Origin of the sequence: Streptomyces sp. NPDC021224, from assembly GCF_044332905.1 — a bacterium.
GTDB lineage: Bacteria > Actinomycetota > Actinomycetes > Streptomycetales > Streptomycetaceae > Actinacidiphila.
The window spans coordinates 197219-217287 of record NZ_JBIRPW010000013.1; the positions used below are offsets into that span (position 1 = coordinate 197219).

At 76.0% G+C, this 20069-nt stretch carries 2 protein-coding genes; both read right to left on the minus strand.

Features of this window, described 5'->3' with window-relative positions; all coding sequences use genetic code 11:
* Nucleotides 1-35: 35 nt before the first annotated feature.
* On the minus strand, nucleotides 36-12200 hold the full coding sequence (locus tag ACH4PY_RS27890; protein ID WP_398188639.1) for an SDR family NAD(P)-dependent oxidoreductase: 12165 nt from the start codon (nucleotides 12198-12200) through the stop codon (nucleotides 36-38).
* Between the two features lie 173 nt (nucleotides 12201-12373).
* On the minus strand, nucleotides 12374-20069 hold a 7696-nt coding region (locus ACH4PY_RS27895), incomplete at its 5' end, for an SDR family NAD(P)-dependent oxidoreductase (RefSeq protein WP_398188604.1).

The following is a 20069-nucleotide window of genomic DNA, read 5'->3' on the forward strand; positions in this document are numbered from 1 at the left end:
CTTCCGTGGTCGTCGACATCGGTTCCCGATCTCCCTCAGGACGAGCCCAGTTGCTGGTCGATGAGCGCGAACATCTCCTCGTCCGACGCCGATTCCAGGGCCTCCTGGCCGCTGCCGCCGTCCGCCTCGGCCGCCGTGGCGCCGTCGCCGAGCCGCCACAGCAGGTCCTGGAGCCGCTTGACGAGCCGGCTGCCCGCCTCGCCCGCCGGACGCTCCTGCGCGACCGCCGCCTCCAGCCGTTCCAGCTCGCGCAGGACGGGCTCCGCCGTGTCGTCGTCCGCCGGACCCAGCGCGCTCTCCAGGTGCTCCGCCATGGCGCCGGGTGTCGGGTGGCGGAACACCGCCGCCGCGGGCAGCCGCACACCCGTCGCGGCCGCCAGCCGGTTGCGCAGCTCCACGGCCGTCAGCGAGTCGAAGCCCAGATCCTTGAACGGGGTGTCCGTCGTGAGCGCGTCGGCGTCCGCGTGCCCCAGCACCGTGGCCGCGTGCGTGCGGACGAGGTCCAGCAGCAGCGCGCGCCGCTCGTCGCGCCCCATCGAGGCGAGCCGCCCCGACAGGTCCGCGGGCCGCGCGGCCGCCACGCCCCGCCGGACCGCCGCCCCGGCCCGCGCCGCCACGAGCGCGCGGGCCATCGGCGGCAGCGCCTCGGCCGGTCCGCCCGCCACCGCCGCGAGGTCGAACTCGGCGGCGACCACGTGCGGTTCACCCGCGACGAGCGCCGCGTCGAAGAGCGCGAGGGCCTTCCCCGTGGCGAGCGGGGTGACGCCCGTACGGGTCATCCGGGCGAGGTCGGTCGCGGTGAGCTTGCCGGTCAGGGCGCTGGTGGTCGCCCACAGGCCCCAGGCGACCGAGGTGGCGGGGCGGTCGCCGGTGCGGCGGGCGGCGAGGGCGTCGAGGTAGGCGTTGGCGGCGGCGTAGTTGGCCTGCCCCGGGTTGCCGAGGGTGCCGGCGACGGAGGAGTAGACGGCGAAGAAGGCGAGCGGCAGCCGCGCGGTGGCCTGCCGCAGGACCGCCGCAGCGGTGGCCTTGGGTGCCCAGACCCGGGCCAGGGCCTCGGCGGTCTGGGCGGTGAGCACGCCGTCCTCCGTGACCCCGGCGGTGTGCACGACGCCGGTGAGGGGGTGGTTGGGGTCGATGCCGTCGACGAGTGCGCGTACGGCGTGGGGGTCGGTGGCGTCGGTGGCGGTGATGTGGACGGTGGCGCCGAGGTCGCGGAGTCGTGCGGTGAGTTCGGTGGCTCCGGGTGCGTCGGGTCCGCGTCGGCTGGTGAGGTGGAGGTGGGTGATGTTCCAGGTGGTGACGAGGTGTTCGGCCAGCAGTGCGCCGAGGGTGCCGGTGCCGCCGGTGATCAGGACGGTGCCGTCCGGGTTCAGGGCGGGCGGGACGGTGAGGACGATCTTGCCCGTGTGCTTGGCCTGGCTCATGTGCCGAAGTGCCTGCCGGGCCCGGTCCAGCGGCCAGGTCGTGACCGGCGGGGGCGTCAGCGCGCCCTGTGCGAAGAGCCCGGCGAGGGTGCGGAGCATGGCGGCGATCCGGACCGGTCCCGCGTGGCCCACCAGGTCGTAGGCCTCGTACCGGATACCGGGGTGGGCCGCGGTGACCTGCTCGGGGTCGCGGATGTCGGTCTTGCCCATCTCCAGGAAGCGCCCGCCCTCGCCGAGCAGCCGCAGCGAGGCGTCGGTGAAGTCTCCGGCCAGGCAGTTGAGGACGACGTCCATGCTTCCGGCGCTCTCCTGGAAGCTCGCTTCGAAGTCGAGGTCGCGGGAGGAGGCGCGGTGGGCGGCGTCGATGCCCATGGCCTCAAGCACCGCGTGCTTGGCCGGACTTGCGGTCGCGTAGACCTCGGCGCCGAGGTGCCGGGCGATCTGCACGGCCGCCGTGCCCACGCCGCCGGTGGCGGCGTGGACGAGGACGCGCTCGCCCGCGGCGAGACCGCCCAGCTCCACCAGGCCGTACCACGCCGTCAGGAACGCGATCGGCACGGCGGCCGCCTGCGCGTCCGTCCAGCCGGACGGTACGGGCACGAGCGAGCGCGCGTCGGCCACCGTGACGGGCCCGAACGCGCCCTCGAACAGGCCGAGTACGCGGTCGCCGGGCGCCACCGACCTCACGTCCGGTGCGGTCTCCAGCACCACCCCCGCGCCCTCGCCACCCAGCCCGCGCCGGTCGGGCACGACACCGAGAGTCACCATCACGTCGCGGAAGTTGACACCCGCCGCGCGCACGCCGACCCGCACCTGACCCGGGCCCAGCGGCTCCAGCGCCTCCGGGCGCTCCTCCGCCACCAGGTCGTCTACCGTGCCCGTCCGCTCCTCGGCCACGACGAGCTGCCACGCCGGGGCCTTGACGGGCAGCGCGATCCCGGCCGCCTCCCGTGTCTCCACCAGCCGCGGCACCAGGGCCGTACCGCCGCGCAGCGCCACCTGCCCCTCGTCCGCCGCGAAGGCCGCGCCCAGCAGGGCGACGAGGCCGGGCGCCGGATCGGTGTCGTCCAGGTCGAGGAGGGCGAAGCGGTCCGGGTGCTCGGACTGCGCGCTGCGCACCAGCCCCCACACGGCCGCCGCCGGCGGATCGACGACCCCGTCGCCCGGACCCTCTGCGCCCGGCTCCACCGCCGCGGTGCCGTGCCGTGTGACGACCACGAGCCGCGACCCGGCGAAGCGCGGCTCGGCCAGCCACTCCTGGGCGGCCGCCAGCACATCGGCCGTCGGCCCGGCGTCGTCCCCCTCCGCCCGCGGCGTGTGGCGCAGCACGACGGACGGTACGGGCGCGCCGCCGTCGAGGGCCGCGACGAGCGCCCCGAGGTCGGGGTGGCGGGCGGCTGCGGGAAGCGCCTCGGCGTACGTACCGTCGTCGCCGACGAGTGCCCAGTCGGTGTCCGGCACGGCTACGGGCGGCAGCGGCAGGGGCGTCCAGTGCACGCGATGGAGCCCGTCGCCCCGGCCGCGGGGGACGTGCAGGCGGGCGGTGTCCACCGGGCGGCTGGTGAGGGCGTCGGCGGTGAGCACCGGGCGGCCGGCGGCGTCGCTGAGGACGACTCGGTACTCGTCGTCGCCGCGCGGCGTGATGCGGACCCGCACATCGGTGGCGCCCGTGGCGTGCAGGACGACCCCGCTCCAGCTGAAGGGGAGCCAGATCTCGCCCGCGGGCTTCCCCGCGGTCGCGATGAGGGGGTGGAGGGCGGCGTCGAGGAGTGCGGGGTGGACGGTGTGCGCGTCGGCGTCGGCCGGGGGGAGGGTGACCTCGGCGAGGAGGTCGTGGCCGTGTCGCCAGAGGGTGTGCAGGCCCTGGAAGGTGGGGCCGTAGTGGTAGCCCTGGGAGGTGGCGCGGTCGTAGAAGCCGGTGAGGTCGACGGGCTGGGCGCCGGGGGGTGGCCAAGTGGCGTCGTCGGGCTCGGGCTCGTCGGCTACGGCAGCGAGGGTGGCGGTGGCGTGCCGTGTCCACTGAGCCGCCGGCTCGGACGCCGGGCGCGTGTAGACGTCCAGCGTGCGGCGGCCGTTCTCGTCGGCGGGACCCACGATGAGCTGGAGCGGCAGCGCCTGCTCGGGGTGCAGGACCAGCGGCTGCTGGAGGACGAGTTCCGCCAGGTGGGGCGAGGCGGTGTGCCGGGCCGCGGACAGCGCGAGATCGACGAGTGCGGTGCCCGGCAGCAGCGCGGCCCCGGCCACCGTGTGCTCGCCGGTCCACCCCTCGCTGTCGGCCGCGGGGACCTGCCCGGTCAGCAGCAGGCCGCCGTCCGCGAGCGGGGCGAGGGCACGGAGGAGGGGATGACCGAGGGCGGTGCCACCTGGGGCGGCGGCCGCACTGCCGGTCCGTGGGGTGAGCCAGTAGGGGTGGTGTTGGAAGGGGTAGGTGGGGAGGTCGACCGGGGTGTTGGTGTTTGTGGGGTGCCAGGGTGTCCAGTTGAGGGGGTGGTGGGTGGTGTGGAGGGTGGCGAGGGTGTGGGCGAGGGTGTGGGTGTCGGGTTGTTTGCCGGTGAGGGTGGGGTGTGCGGTGGTGTCGGGGAGGGTGTGGTGGACGGCTGTGGTGAGGACGGGGGTGGGTCCGATTTCGAGGAAGAGGGTGGTGTGGGGGGCGAGGTGGGTGAGGGTCTGGTGGAAGTGGACGGGTTGGCGGATGTGCTGGGCCCAGTAGGCAGGGGTGGTGATGTCTTGTCCGGCGGGTTGGCCGGTGAGGTTGCTGATGAGGGGGATGCGGGGGGTGTGGAAGTCCAGGTGGGTGATGGCCTGGGTGAAGGGTTCCAGGACGGGGTCCATGAGGGGGGAGTGGAAGGCGTGCGAGACCTGGAGGACACGCGCCTTGCGCCCCCGCTCCTTCCATTCCGCCGCGAGGGCTTTCACGAGGGCTGCCGGACCTGAGATCACCGTGCTCGTCGGTGTGTTGTACGCGGCCACGCCGACCTCGCCCCCGTGAGCGGAGAGGAGGGCGGCGGCTTCCTCGGGCGTGGCCTCCAGCGCGGCCATGGCGCCGCCGGGGGGTAGGTCGCCCATGAGGGTGGCGCGGGTGGCGACGAGGTGGGCGGCGTGTTCCAGGGTGAGGACGCCTGCGATGTGGGCGGCGGTGACTTCGCCGATGGAGTGTCCGGCGACGGCGTCGGGCCTCAGTCCCATGGTGGTGAGGAGTTTGGCGAGGGCGATCTGGAGGGCGAAGAGTCCGGCCTGGGTGTAGGTGGTGCGGTCGAGGAGTTCGGCGTGGGCGGGGTCGAACACCACGTCGCGGAGGGGGTGGTGGAGGTGGGGGTCGAGGAGGGCGCAGACCTCGTCGAAGGCGTCGGCGAAGACGGGGAAGCGGGCGTGGAGTTCGGCGCCCATGCCGCTGCGCTGGCTGCCCTGTCCGGAGAACAGCCACACCGTCCGCCCGGGTACGGCTGTCCCGGTCACCAGTCCCGCGTGCGGCAGGCCACCGGCCAGTGCCTCCAGCGCGGCGGCGAAGTCCGCACGGTTCCGCCCGAGGACGACGGCGCGGCGTTCGAAGACCGCCCGGGTCGTCGCGAGCGCCCGCCCGACCGCTGCCGCGTCCGGTGACGTGCCGTCCGCCGCGAGGTGCCGGCCGAGCGCCGCGGCTGTGGCGTGCAGCGCCTCGTCCGTGCGGGCCGAGAGCGGCCACGGGACGAGTTCCCCGCTTCCGTCGGCTCCCGGCGCGAACTCCGGCTCCGCGTCCCCCTGTTCGAGGACGAGATGGGCGTTGGTGCCCGAGGCACCGAAGGAGGAGACGGCGGCGCGGCGGGGGCGGCCGGTGTCGGGCCAGTCGACGGCCTGCGTGAGCAGTTCGACGCCGCCGGTCCATTCCACGTGCGGTGTCGGTTCGTCGACGTGGAGACTCGCGGGCAGTCGTCCGTGCCGCATGGCCATGACCATCTTGATGACCCCGGCGACACCCGCGGCGGCCTGCGTGTGGCCGATGTTGGACTTGATCGAGCCCAGCAGCAGGGGCTGTTCGCGCTCCTGCCCGTAGGCCGCCATGACCGCCTGCGCCTCGATCGGGTCGCCGAGCTTCGTGCCCGTGCCGTGCGCCTCGACGGCGTCCACGTCGGAGGGTCGCAGACCCGCCGCCGCGAGGGCCTGGCGGATGACGCGCTGCTGGGAGGGGCCGTTGGGCGCGGTCAGGCCGTTGCTGGCGCCGTCCTGGTTGACGGCCGAGCCGCGCAGCAGCGCCAGGACCCGGTGGCCGTTGCGCCGTGCGTCCGACAGCCGCTCCAGCAGGACGAGTCCGGCGCCGTCGCCGAAGCCGGTGCCGTCGGCGGCTGCCGCGAAGGGCTTGCAGCGCCCGTCGGGTGCGAGGCCGCGCTGCCGGGAGAAGCCCGTGAAGACGTCCGGCGTGGCGAGGACGGTCACCCCGCCTGCGAGCGCGAGGTCGCACTCGCCCTGCCGCAGCGCCTGCGCGGCCAGGTGGATGGTGACGAGTGAGGACGAGCACGCGGTGTCGACGGTGACCGCCGGGCCCTGGAGCCCGAGGGTGTACGCGATCCGGCCCGCGATGATGCTGCTGGTCCCGGCCAGGTTGCCGTAGCCGTCCAGGCGCGGGTCGCCGGGCGGCAGACCGGTGCCGTAGTCGTGGTACATGACGCCCGTGTAGACGCCGGTCAGGCTGTCCTTGAGGCTCGTCGGGTCGATGTGGGCGCGCTCCAGCACCTCCCACGCGGTCTCCAGGATCACCCGCTGCTGCGGGTCCATGGCCAGGGCCTCACGCGGGTTGATGCCGAAGAAGGCCGCGTCGAAACCGTCGGCGTCGTAGAGGAACGAGCCCTGCGACGCGTAACTCGTCCCCGGGTGGTCGGGGTCGGGGTGGAAGAGGGTGTCCAGGTCCCAGCCGCGGTTCGTCGGGAAGGGGCCCAGCACCTCGCGGCCCGCCGCGACCAGGTCCCACAGGTCCTCCGGCGAGGTCACCCCGCCCGGGAAGCGGCACGCCATCGCCACCACCGCGATCGGGTCCTCGGCCGTACGGGCGGCGGGCCGGACCGGGGCCCGTACCGCGGCGGCCGTCCCGGCGGACAGGCGCGCGGCCAGTTCGTCGGCGAGGGCCTGCGGGGTGGGGTGGTCGAAGACCAGGGTCGCGGGCAGCCGCAGGCCCGTCGCCGTCGCGAGCCGGTTGCGCAGCTCCACCGCCGTGAGCGAGTCGAAGCCCAGCTCCTTGAAGGCGGTGCCGTCGGGCACGGCGGTCTCCGAGGAGTGGCCCAGCACGACGGCCGCGGTCCTGCGCACCGTCGAGAGCAGCAGTGCCCGCTGCTCCGCCGCGTCCAGACCGGCCAGTTGCCCGGTCAGCGCGGGGCCCGCGGTCCCGTCGAGGTCCGCGGCGCGGCGCCGGGCCGGCCGGGCAAGCGCGCGCAGCACCGCCGGGCCGTCCGGTCCGAGCCGCCCTGTGTCGAGGTCGGCGGCCACCACCACGGGGTGGGCGGTGCGCAGCGCGGCGTCGAAGAGCCGCAGCCCGTGCGCGGTCGCCAGCGGGCGCATGCCGAGCGAGCCGAGCCGGGACATGCCCGCCCCCGTGAGGTGCCCGGTCATGGCCGAGGTCTGCTCCCACAGCGACCACGCGATGCCCGTGCCCGGCAGCCCCGCCGCGCGCCGCCGCTCCACGAGGGCGTCCGTCCACGCGTTGGCGGCGGCGTATCCGGCCTGCCCGGCGTTGCCGACGACGCCGGAGGCCGAGGAGAAGACCGCGAAGAGCCGCAGCGGCGCCGTACGGGTCAGGTCGTCCAGATGCCGCGCCGCGGTGGCCTTCGGCGCCCACACCCGGGCCAGGCGCGCGGCGTCCCAGGACTCCACGAGGGCGTCGTCGATCACGCCCGCGGCGTGCACGACGCCGATCAGCGGACGGTCGTCCGGGATCGCGCCGAGGACGCGGGCGAGCGCGGCCCGGTCGGCGACATCGACCGCCACGGCCTCGGCCCCGGCCCCCGACTCCGCGATACGGGCCAGCAGTTCGGCCGCCCCCGGCGCGTCGGCGCCGCGCCGCGAGAGCAGCAGCAGGTGCCGGGCGCCGTACGTGCGCGCCAGGTGCTCGGCGATCACCCCGCCCAGCACGCCGGTTCCGCCCGACACCACCACGGTGCCGCCGGACAGGTCCACCGGGCCGTCCGCCGCCGGGGCGGCCGTACGGACCAGGCGCGGGACGAGCGTTCCGCCCGCGCGCAGGGCCGCCTGCGGCTCGTCGGACTGCGCGCACGCCCGTACGGCGGCGGCCAGGTCGTCGTCGTCCGCCGCCAGGTCCACGAGGGCGACGCGCCCCGGGTGTTCGGCCTGCACCGCGCGCACCAGACCCCACACCGCGGCGCCGCCCGGCGCGGCGGCCGGGTCGCCCTCACCCGTCGCGACCGCCCCCCGGGTCACCAGCACCAGCCGCGAGCCCTCCCAGCGGTCCTCGGCCAGCCACGCCTGGACCAGGGCCAGCACGTCTTCCGCGGCCCCCGGCCTGCCGTCCGCGTCCTCCGGGACACGGTGAAGGACGAGTCGCGGCAACTCGGCGCCCGCGTCCACGGCGGCGAGCAGCGCACCGAGGTCGCGGTGGACGCCGGGGCCGTGCACCGCCGGAGCATGCGTTCCGGCGGCGGTGTCGTCCGGGTCGTTCACCGGCGGTGCGCCCGCGCCGAGGCCGCGGTGACCGCCCGGGTCGTGCACCGCCTGTGCGCGCGTACCGGCGGCGGTGCCCGTGCCGGGGCCCGCGGTGTCGTCCGGGTCGTTCGCCGCGTGTGCGTCCGCACCGGCCGCAGCGTCCGTGCCGGGCCCCGCGTGGCCCGGCGCGTAGCCGTCCGGGGCGGTGGCGTCGGGTTCGGGGCCGGAGGCCGTGGCGCCGGCGCGTGCGGGCGCGCCGGGGGTGGCGGGGGTGCGCGCGGGCCGGGGGGCCCGCACCGCGTCCTGGCCGGTGGCGCCGTTCGCGGTGCTCGCAGGGTCCGCGTTCGCCGTGCCCGCGGCGTCCGCGTTCGCCGTCCACGGATCGTCGTGGTCCGCCGGAAGCGGCCCGTGGGCAGCAGCGCCCACCTCGGCCCATGACGCCTCCGGTGCGGTCTCCTCCGCCGTCGCGGGCAGCGGCGTCCACTCCACCGCGAAGAGCCCCTCCACCGCCCGCTCGCCCGCCGCCCGCAACTCCGCGGCCCGCGCGGGCCGTACGGCGACGCACTCGGCGGACAGCACCGGGGCGCCCGTGGGGTCGGTGAGGGTGAGGCGGCGTCCGCCGGGGGCGGGGGAGAGGCGGACGCGGACGCGCCGCGCGCCCGTCGCCCACACCGTCACGCCGCTCCAGGCGAAGGGCAGCCACACCTCGCCGGGTCCGGCCGCCGGGCGGCCCTCCGTGTCGAGCAGCGCCGGGTGCAGGGCCGCGTCCAGCAGCGCAGGGTGGATGCCGAAGCGGTCGGCGCCCTCCCCGGCGGCCTCGGGGAGCAGGGCCTCGCCCAGCAGGTCGTCGCCGTCCCGCCAGGCCGCCGTCAGGCCGCGGAAGGCGGGACCGTAGCCGTAACCGTCCGCAGCGGCCCGCCCGTAGAGGCCTGCGACGTCCAGCGGCTCCGCGGTCGGCGGCGGCCACGCGCCCGCCGGGTCCGGCGCGGGGGCGGGCTCGGCCGCGGGGGTGAGGGTGCCCTCGGCGTGCCGCACCCAGGCGTCGGGCGCGGGCGTGTCGGCGCCGTCCGGGCAGGTGTGCACCTCGACGGTGCGCCGCCCCGCGGTGTCGGCGGGGCCCGCGGTCACGCGTACCCGCAGCGCACCCGACTCCGGCAGCACGACCGGCACCTGGAGCGCGAGGTCCTCGACCCCGCCGCACCCGGCCTCGTGGGCGGCCTGGAGCGCCCACTCGACGAGCGCGGCGCCCGGGAGCAGGGCGGTGCCGCCGACCGCGTGGTCGGCGAGCCAGCCGGAGCCGGGGCCGCCGCGCAGCCGTCCGGTCAGCACCAGCCCGCCGTCCGGCAGCGGCACCGCGGCGGGCAGCAGCGGGTGGTCCACCGTGCGGACCCCGGCGGCGGACACGTCCCCCGTCCCGGCCGTCCCGGCGGGCACCCAGTAGCGGCGCCCCTGGAAGGGATAGGTGGGCAGGGCGACGGGACGCCCCGGCCGGGCGTCCCCGCCCAGCCATGCGCGCCAGTCGACGTCCAGCCCGGAGGTGTGTGCCTGCGCGAGCGCGACGGCGAGCTGCCGTTCACCGCCGTTGTCGCGCCGCAGGGTGGCCAGCGCGGTGGCGGCCGTCCCGGCGTCCTCGAAGATCTCCTGGAGGCTCGACGCCAGCACCGGGTGCGGGTTGCACTGGACGAAGGTGCGGTAGCCGTCGGCCAGCAGCCGGGCCACGGTGTCGGCGAAACGGACCGGGCGGCGCAGGTTGTCGAACCAGTAGCCGGTGTCCAGCGCGGTGGTGCCGAGCCGCTCCGCGGTGACGGTGGAGTAGAAGGCGACAGCCGACTCGGCGGGCGTCACGCCGTCCAGCGCCGTCATGATGTCGTCGCGGACCCGGTCCACGTGCGGGCCGTGGGAGGCGTACTCGACGTCGATCGTCCGGGTGCGCGCGCCGCGCTCCTCCGCCGCGGCCAGCACCGCGGTCACACCCGCGGGCGGGCCGGAGACCACGGTGGAGCGCGGCCCGTTGACGGCGGCGACGGCGACGTCCGCGGCGGCCGGGCCCAGGGCGGCGATCAGCTCCCCGGTGTCCCGCGCGCCGAGCGTGAGCGACGCCATCGCGCCGTGCCCGATGAGCGGGCCGAGCGCCCGGCCGCGCAGCGCGATGATCCGCGCCGCGTCGTCCAGGCCCAGCGCCCCGGCGACGCACGCCGCGGCGACCTCGCCCTGGGAGTGCCCGACGACGGCCGCCGGGGTGACGCCGAAGCTCTGCCACACCGCGGCCAGCGAGACGTGCATGGCCCACAGCGCGGGCTGGATGACGTCCTCGCGGTGCGGGGCCCCTGCCGTGCCCGCGCCGCGCAGCACATCGGTCAGCGACCAGTCGACGTACGGCGCGAGCGCCCGCTCGCACTCCGCGACCCGGGCGGCGAAGACCGGTGAGCAGTCGAGGAGTTCGCGGCCCATACCGGGCCACTGGGCGCCCTGGCCGGGGAAGACGAGGACCGGGCCGGGGCCGGTGGCACCTGCCGTGCCCGTCACGACCGCCGGGTCGGGCTCGCCCGCGGCCAACCGGGCGAGCCCACCGAGCAGTTCCGCCCGGTCGGCGCCGAGCACGACGGCACGCTGTTCGAACCGGGCCCGCCCGGTGGCGAGCACCCGGGCGGCCACGGCCGCGTCCTCCTCGCACCCGGCGAGGTTGCGCGCCTGCTCCGTCAGCGCGGCCGCGTCCCGCGCGGACAGCACCCACGGCACCAGCGTGCTCCGCACCGCCGCCGGGGCCGCGGCGGCGTCCGCACCGGCCGGGTCCTCGTCCGGCGCGGCCGGCTCGGGGGCCTCCTCCACGATCAGATGCGCGTTGGTGCCCGAGACGCCGAACGACGACACCCCGGCGCGCCGCGGGTGGTCGGTGCGCGGCCACTCCACCGGCTCGGTCACCAGCCGCACGGCCCCCGACGTCCAGTCCACGTGCGGGGTCGGAGCGTCGACGTGCAGCGTCGCCGGGAAGACGCCGTGCCGGATCGCCATCACCGTTTTGATGACGCCCGCCACGCCCGCGGCGGCCTGCGTGTGCCCGATGTTGGACTTGACCGAGCCGAGCAGCAGCGGCCGGTCCGCGGGCCGCTGCGTCCCGTACGTCGCGTGCAGCGCGTCCGCCTCGATCGGGTCGCCGAGCCGGGTGCCCGTGCCGTGCGCCTCCACCGCGTCCACCTCGGCGGACGACAGGCCCGCGGAGACCAGCGCCTGGCGGATGACGCGCTGCTGGGACGGGCCGTTGGGCGCGGTGATGCCGTTGCTCGCGCCGTCCTGGTTGACGGCGGAGCCGCGGACGACGGCGAGCACCGGGTGGCCGTTGCGGCGGGCGTCGGAGAGGCGTTCGAGCAGGACGAGCCCGGCGCCCTCGCCCCAGCCGGTGCCGTCGGCGGCCGCCGCGAAGGGCTTGCAGCGGCCGTCCGCGGACAGCGCGCGCTGCCGCGCGAAACCGGTGAAGACCGCGGGCGTCGCCATGATCGTCACCCCGCCCGCCACCGCGAGCGAGCACTCGCCGCGGCGCAGCGCCTGCATCCCCAGATGCATCGCCACCAGCGACGCGGAGCACGCCGTCTCCACCGTCAGCGCCGGGCCTTCCAGACCGAAGGTGTACGACAGGCGCCCCGACAGCATGCTCGGCGCCGCACCCGCGTAGCCCTCGGACTCCTTGAGGACGGGAGCGCCCGACGTCGTCGTGCCGATGGTCGCCGCCCCGACGAAGACGCCGGTACGGCTGCCGCGCAGGCCCGTCGCGTCCAGGCCGGCGCGCTCGAACAGCTCCCAGGCCACCTCCAGCAGCTTGCGCTGCTGCGGATCGACGGCCAGCGCCTCGCGCGGGCTGATCCCGAAGAAGCCCGCGTCGAACCGGTCGGCGTCGTGCAGGAAGCCGCCCTCCCGGGTGTACGTCGTCCCCGGGTGGTCCGGGTCCGGGTGGTACAGCCCCGCCAGGTCCCAGCCGCGGTCGGCGGGGAAGGGCCCGACCGCGTCCCCGCCGCCGGCCACCAGCTCCCACAGCTCCTCCGGCGACGCCACCCCGCCGGGGAAACGGCAGGACATCGCGACGATCGCGACCGGCTCGCGGTCCCGGTCCTCCACCTCGCGCAGCCGCCGCCGCGTGTCGTGCAGATCCGTCGCCACACGCTTGAGGTAGTCGACAAGCCTCTGGTCGTCGGGCATGGTCGGTCACGGCCTCCACACGTGTCGGGGCGGGCGGTGTCGGTGCGGGTGCCGCGGCAGCGGCGGTGCGGTGCTCGGCCCCCCGCGCCGCGGTCCTGCTCCTGGTCCTGGTCGCTGGTGCTGTGAGCCGGGCGTCAGGAGGCGCCCAGCTCCCGGTCGATGAACGCCAGCACCTCGTCGGTGCCGGCCAGCGCGAGCCGGTCGGCCGCGCTGTCCTCGGCCGGCGGCGCGGACGCCGCCTTCCATTGCGCCAGCAGCCCCTCAAGCCGACCTGTCACCGCCCGCGCGTCCGCCTCGGGCAGCTCCAGCGCCGCGAGCGCGCCCTCCAGCCGCGCCAGCTCGCCGAGCACCGCGTCCGCACCGCTCCGCGCGGCGGAGGAGGCGTCCGGCAGAAGCCGTTCGAGCAGGTGGTCGGCCAGCGCCCCCGCCGAGGGGAAGTCGAAGACGAGCGCCGCCGGCAGCCGCAGCCCGGTCGCCGCCGAGATCCGGTTGCGCAGCTCCACACCCGTCAGCGAGTCGAAGCCGAGATCCGTGAACGGCGTCTGCTCCAGCACCCCTTCGGCGTCGGCGTGCCCGAGCACCGTCGCGACGTTGGTGCGCACCAGCGCCAGCAGCTGCTGACGCCGGTCGGCCGCCGGGAGCCCGGCCAGCCGCCCCGCCCAGTCGTCGGGCTGCTGCTGCGCCGCGGCCGCCCGCCGGGTGGCCCCGCCCGGCCGCGCGGCCAGTCCGCGCATCGCCGCGGGCAGCGTGCCCGCGGGCTGCGCGGCGAGCGCGGGGACGTCCAGGCCGACGGCCGCGAGCTGCGGGCTGCCGTGCTCCAGGGCGGCGTCGAAGAGCGCGAGGGCCTTCTCGGCGGACAGCGGTGTGACCCCGGTGCGGGCCATACGGGCGAGGTCCGCCTCGCCGAGCTTGCCGGTGATGCTGCTCGCCGCGGCCCACAGGCCCCAGGCGATCGAGGTGGTGGGGTGGCCGGCGGGGTCGGTGGCGAGGGCGTCGAGGTAGGCGTTGGCGGCGGCGTAGTTGGCCTGCCCCGGATTGCCGAGGGTGGCCGAGACGGACGAGAAGTGGGCGACGAAGGCCAGCGGGAGGTGCCGCGTGGCGCGGTGGACGGTGGCGGCGGTGGTGGCCTTGGCCGTCCAGACCTCGGCGAGGGTCTGCGGGGTCTGGGCGGTGAGGACGGCGTCGTGGGTCGTGCCCGCGGCGTGGATGACGCCGGTGAGGGGGTGGTCGGGGTCGATGCCTTCGACGAGTGCGCGTACGGCGTGGGGGTCGGTGGCGTCGGTGGCGGTGATGTGGACGGTGGCGCCGAGGTCGCGGAGTCGTGCGGTGAGTTCGTGGGCTCCGGGTGCGTCGGGTCCGCGTCGGCTGGTGAGGTGGAGGTGGGTGATGTTCCAGGTGGTGACGAGGTGTTCGGCCAGCAGCGCGCCGAGAGTGCCGGTGCCGCCGGTGATCAGGACGGTGCCGTCCGGGTTCAGCGCGGGCGGGACGGTGAGGACGATCTTGCCGGTGTGCTTGGCCTGGCTCATGTGCCGCAGCGCGTGCCGGGCCTGGGCCAGCGGCCAGGTCGTGACCGGCGGGAGCGTCAGCGCCCCGCGCTCGAACAGCTCCACCAGCGTGCCGAGCATGCGTGCCACCCGCTCCGGACCCGCGTCCGAGACCAGGTCGTACACCCGGTAGTCCACCGCCCCGAAGTCCTTGGCCACCTGCTCGGGGTCGCGGATGTCGGTCTTGCCCATCTCCAGGAAGCGTCCGCCCTCGCCGAGCAGCCGCAGCGACGCGTCGATGTACGCGTCCGCGAGGCTGTTGAGGACGACGTCCATGCTTCCGGCGCTCTCCCGGAAGGCCGCTTCGAAGTCGAGGTCGCGGGAGGAGGCGCGGTGGGCGGCGTCGATGCCCATCGCCTCAAGGGCCGCGTGCTTGGCGGGACCTGCGGTCGCGTAGACCTCGGCGCCGAGGTGCCGGGCGATCTGCACGGCCGCCGTGCCGACGCCGCCCGCCGCCGCGTGGATGAGGACGCGCTCGCCCGCGGTGAGGCCGCCCAGCTCCACCAGGCCGTACCACGCCGTCAGGAAGGCCACCGGGACGGCCGCGGCGCGGGCGAAGTCCCACTCCTGCGGCATCCGCGTCACCATGTGCGCGTCGGCGACCGTGACCGGTGCGAAGGCACCGTCGAAGACACCCATCACCCGGTCGCCCGGCGCCACCGTCGTCACGTCCGGAGCCACCTCCAGGACGACGCCCGCGCCCTCGCCGCCGATCCGCGTCTGGTCCGGCACCATGCCCAGACTGATCAGCACGTCACGGAAGTTGACGCCCGCGGCCCGTACGGCGATCCGCACCCGTCCGGGTGCGAGCGGCTGCTCCGCCTCCGGGAAGGGCACCGGCGCCACCCCGTCGAGCGTCGCCGTGCCGCCCGTCCCCGCTGCGTCCAGCCGCCACGCCTCCCGGCCGAGCAGCGGCACGAGCGCGTGCGAGGCGGGAGCGCGGACCAGCCGGGGTACGAGGATCCGCCCGTCGCGCAGGGCGAGTTGCGGCTCGTCGAGGACGACCGAGCGGCGCACCGCGTCGGCGATCAGCGGGTCCGCCCCGGGATCGGCGGGCAGGTCGGCGCCGGTGTCCAGGTCGAGCAGGACGAAACGGCCCGGGTGCTCCGTCTGGGCGCTGCGCACCAGACCGGCGACGGCCGCGGCGACCGGTTCGGCCGCCGACTCCTCGTCCACGGCGGCCGCGCCGCGCGTCAGCACCACCAGCCGCTCGTGCTCGGCCCTCGGCTCGGCGAGCCACTCCTGGAGCAGCGTCAACACTCCTTGCACGCAGGCCAGTTCGTCGCTCCCGTGCGTCGCCGCGACCGCGTGGACCAGGGAGATGTCCGCGTCCGGCGTGCGATCGGCGAGCGGCGCCGCGGGCGTCCAGCGGAGGGCGAACAGCCCGTCGGGTACGGCCTGCCGGGGCGCCGCGAGGCGGGCGGGGCGGGTGGTGACGGCCTCGGCGGTGAGGATCGGCCGCCCGGCGCCGTCGGTCAGGACGACACCGCGCCCGCCGTCGCCCTGCCGGCTGATCCGGACCCGCGCCTGTGTGGCGCCCGTGGCGTGCAGGGTGACCCCGTTCCAGGAGAACGGCAGCCACACGCCCTCCTGGGCGGTGTCCGTGACGGCGACGAGGGGGTGGAGGGCGGCGTCGAGAAGCGCCGGATGGAGGGTGTGGGTGTCCGTGTCGGCGTCGGTCCTGGGCAGGGTGACCTCGGCGAGGAGGTCGTGGCCGTGTCGCCAGAGGGTGTGCAGGCCTTGGAAGGTGGGGCCGTAGTGGTAGCCGTCGGTGGTGGCGCGATCGTAGAAGCCGGTGAGGTCGACGGGCTGGGCGCCGGGGGGTGGCCAGGCGGCGCTGTCGGGCTCGGGTTCGTCGAGCGGCGCCGCGGTGAGGGTCGCGGTGGCGTGCCGTACCCATTCCGCCGCTTGGCCGGACGCCGGGCGGGTGTAGACGTGCACGCTGCGGGCGGCGTCGTCCTCGGGGGCGCCGACGACGACCTGCACGTCCAGCGACGCGGACTCGTGCAGCGTGAGCGGCTGCTCCAGCAGCAGTTCCTCGACACGCGCGCCGCCCGTGTGCTCGGCGGCCTGGAGGGCGAGTTCGAGCAGTGCGGTGCCCGGCAGCAGGACCGTCCCCGCGATGACGTGCTCGCTGAGCCAGCCACCCTGCCCGGCGGGCGGGACGCGCCCGCTCAGCACCATCCCGCCGTCCGCGAGCGCGGCCACGGACGAGAGCACCGGGTGGTCGATCCCCGTCCCGCCACCTGGGGCGGCGGGCGCGCTGCGGTCGGGGGTGAGCCAGTAGGGGTGGTGTTGGAAGGGGTAGGTGGGGAGGTCGACCGGGGTGTTGGTGTTTGTGGGGTGCCAGGGTGTCCAGTTGAGGGGGTGGTGGGTGGTGTGGAGGGTGGCGAGGGTGTGGGCGAGGGTGTGGGTGTCGGGTTGTTTGCCGGTGAGGGTGGGGTGTGCGGTGGTGTCGGGGAGTGTGTGGTGGACGGCTGTGGTGAGGACGGGGGTGGGTCCGATTTCGAGGAAGAGGGTGGTGTGGGGGGCGAGGTGGGTGAGGGTCTGGTGGAAGTGGACGGGTTGGCGGATGTGGTGGGCCCAGTAGGCAGGGGTGGTGATGTCTTGTCCGGCGGGTTGGCCGGTGAGGTTGCTGATGAGGGGGATGCGGGGGGTGTGGAAGTCCAGGTGGGTGATGGCCTGGGTGAAGGGTTCGAGGACGGGGTCCATGAGGGGGGAGTGGAAGGCGTGCGAGACCTGGAGGACACGCGCTTTGCGCCCCCGCTCCTTCCACTCTGCGACGGCGGCGGCGATCTGCTCGGCGGGGCCGGAGAGCACGGTGTTGATCGGGGTGTTGAACGCGGCGACGGACAGCCCGGGGTGATCCGCGAGCGTCGCGGCGAGCTCCTCCGCCCCCGCGTTGACGGTCGCCATGGCGCCGCCGGGGGGTAGGTCGCCCATGAGGGTGGCGCGGGTGGCGACGAGGTGGGCGGCGTGTTCCAGGGTGAGGACGCCTGCGATGTGGGCGGCGGTGACTTCGCCGATGGAGTGTCCGGCGACGGCGTCGGGCCTCAGTCCCATGGTGGTGAGGAGTTTGGCGAGGGCGATCTGGAGGGCGAAGAGTCCGGCCTGGGTGTAGGTGGTGTGGTCGAGGAGTTCGGCGTGCTCGGGCTGGAACACGACGTCGCGCAGGGGGTGGTGGAGGTGGGGGTCGAGGAGGGCGCAGACCTCGTCGAAGGCGTCGGCGAAGACGGGGAAGCGGGCGTGGAGTTCGGCTCCCATGCCGCTGCGCTGGCTGCCCTGTCCGGAGAACAGCCACACTGACTGCCCGGACGTCACAGCACCCGCCGCCGTCACCAGCCCCGCGTGCGGGGACCCGTCCGCCAGTGCCTCCAGCGCGGCGGCGAAGTCCGCACGGTCCCGCCCGAGCAGCACGGCCCGCTGTTCGAAGGTGGCCCGTGTGGTGGCCAGCGCCCGCCCTACGTCCGCCACCGGCGCCTGCGCGCCGGCCGCCTCCAGCCACCCGCCGAGCGAGGTCGCCTGGTCCCGCAGTGCCTGCGGGTCGCGGCCCGACAGCACCCACGGTACGAGTTCCCCGGTGTCGTCCGCCCCGGGCGTGAACTCCGCTTCGGCGGGGGCCTGTTCGAGGACGAGGTGGGCGTTGGTGCCCGAGGCGCCGAAGGACGAGACGCCGACGCGCCGCGGGCGGCCGGTCTCCGGCCAGTCGATCGTGTCCGTGAGCAGCTCCACGGCTCCGCTGCTCCAGTCGATGTGCGGGCTGGGCGCGTCGATGTGCAGGCTCGCGGGGAGGCGTCCGTGCCGCATGGCCATGATCATCTTGATGACGCCCGCGATGCCCGCGGCGGCCTGCGTGTGGCCGATGTTGGACTTGACCGAGCCGAGCAGCAGCGGCCGCTCGTCCGGCCGGTCCTGGCCGTAGGTCGCGAGGATCGCCTGCGCCTCGATCGGGTCGCCGAGCCGCGTGCCGGTGCCGTGCGCCTCGACGGCGTCCACGTCGGCGGCGGTCAGGCCCGCGGTGGCCAGGGCCTGGGCGATGACGCGTTGCTGGGAGGGGCCGTTGGGGGCGGTCAGGCCGTTGCTGGCGCCGTCCTGGTTGACGGCCGAGCCGCGGATGACGGCGTGCACGCGGTGGCCGTTGCGCCGGGCGTCCGACAGCCGCTCCAGGACGACGAGCCCGGCCCCGTCGCTCAGCCCCGTACCGTCCGCCGCCGCGGCGAAGGGCTTGCAGCGGCCGTCCGGTGCGAGGCCGCCCTGCCGGGAGAAGCCGGTGAAGGCGTCGGGGGTGGACATGACGGTCACGCCGCCCGCGAGTGCGAGGTCGCACTCGCCCTGCCGCAGCGCCTGCGCGGCCAGGTGCATCGAGACCAGTGAGGACGAGCACGCGGTGTCGACGGTGACCGCCGGGCCCTGGAGCCCGAGGGTGTACGCGACCCGGCCGGAGATCATGCTGCCGATGCCGGAGAGCATCGTGTAGCCGTCCAGCCGCGGGTCGCCGGGCGCCAGGCCCGCCGCGTAGTCGTGGTAGATGACGCCCGTGTAGACGCCGGTCAGGCTGTCCTTGAGCGTGTGCGGGTTGATGCGGGCACGCTCCAGGGCCTCCCACGCGGTCTCCAGGACGATCCGCTGCTGCGGGTCCATGGCCAGGGCCTCGCGCGGGTTGATGCCGAAGAAGGCGGCGTCGAAACCGTCGGCGTCGTAGAGGAAGGCGCCCTGCGAGGCGTACGTGGTGCCGGGGTGCTCGCGGTCGGGGTGGAAGAGGTTGTCGAGGTCCCAGCCGCGGTTCGTCGGGAAGGGTCCGAGCACGCTGCCGCCCGCCTCCACCAGCTCCCACAGCTTCTCCGGCGAGGTCAGGCCGCCGGGGAAGCGGCAGGCCATCGCCACCACCACGATCGGGTCGTCGTCCGCGCCACGGCGCGGCCGGAAGCGGCGCGCGGACGCGGGCGAGCCGTCCGCCTCGCCGGTCACCAGGGCGCGCAGATGGGCGGCGAGGGCCTGCGGGGTGGGGTGGTCGAAGACCAGGGTCGCGGGCAGCCGCAGCCCGGTCACGGCGGCGATCCGGTCGCGCAGCTTCACCGCTGTCAGCGAGTCGACGCCCAGTTCCTTGAACGCCGCCTCCGGCCGCACCTCCGCCTGCGACGCGTGCCCCAGCACCGCGGCGGCCGCCTGCCGCACCAGCCCGAGCAGCTCCTCGTGCTGCCCGGCCGTGTCCAGCCCGGCCAGCCGCGCGCCCAGCGCCCCTTCCGCGGGCTGCCGCGCCGCGGCCCGGCGGCGCGCGGCGCGTACGGGCCTGGGCGTCGCCGCGGGCGCGGACCCTGCGGTCTCCGGGGCGGCGTCCTCCGCCGCGGGGCGCAGCGCGACCGCGTCCGCGGTGAGGACGGGCGCGCCGTCCGGGTCGGCGACGACCAGGCCCACCGTGCGGCCGCCGTCCGCGTCCTGCTCTCCTGCCAGGACGCGCACCCGGGCGGACGTGGCGCCGGTGGCGTGCAGGGTGACGCCGGTCCAGGCGAAGGGCAGCAGCACCGGCCCGTCACCGTCGAGGGCGAGGGGGTGCAGGGCCGCGTCGAGCAGGGTCGGGTGGAGGCCGAAACCGTCCTCCGCGTCCCCGCCGTCCGGCTCCGGCAGTTCCACCTCGGCGAGCAGCTCGCCGTCGTACCGCCACATCGCCCGCACCAGGCGGGGCAGGGCGCCGTGGTCGGCCTCGGGGGAGGCGTGCGGTGCGGCGAGGTCCACCGGCTCGGCCCCGGCGGGCGGCCAGGGCTGCGCGCCGGTCACGGTGTCGGGCTCCGGATCCGCCGTGGCGTGCGGGGTCAGCGTGCCCGTCGCGTGCACCGTCCAGGGGTCGTCCGGCCCGTCCCCGGCCGGCTGCGCGGCGACGCGGAAGGCGCGCCGTCCCTCGGGGCCGGGGGTGTCGAGGGTGATCTGCAGGCGCAGCGCACCGCCGGACGGGGGCACGAGGGGGGTGTGCAGGGCGAGTTCGTCGATGCCGCCCGCTCCGGCTTCGTCGGCGGCGCGAAGTGCCCACTCCACGAGGGCTGTTCCGGCCGGCAGCCCGGCGGCGTCGGTGGCCGTGAGCAGCCCGGTCACGAGCAGCCCGCCGTCCGCGAGCCCGGTCGCCGCCGACAGGTGCGGGTGTGCGACCGCCCGCAGCCCCGCCGCTCCGACGTCACCGGCCGCGGGGGCGGTACGCGGCCAGTAGTGGTGGTGTTGGAAGGGGTAGGTGGGGAGGTCGGTGGTGGGTGTTGTTGGTCCTGTGGTGTAGGTGGGGGTGAGTCCGGTGGTGTGG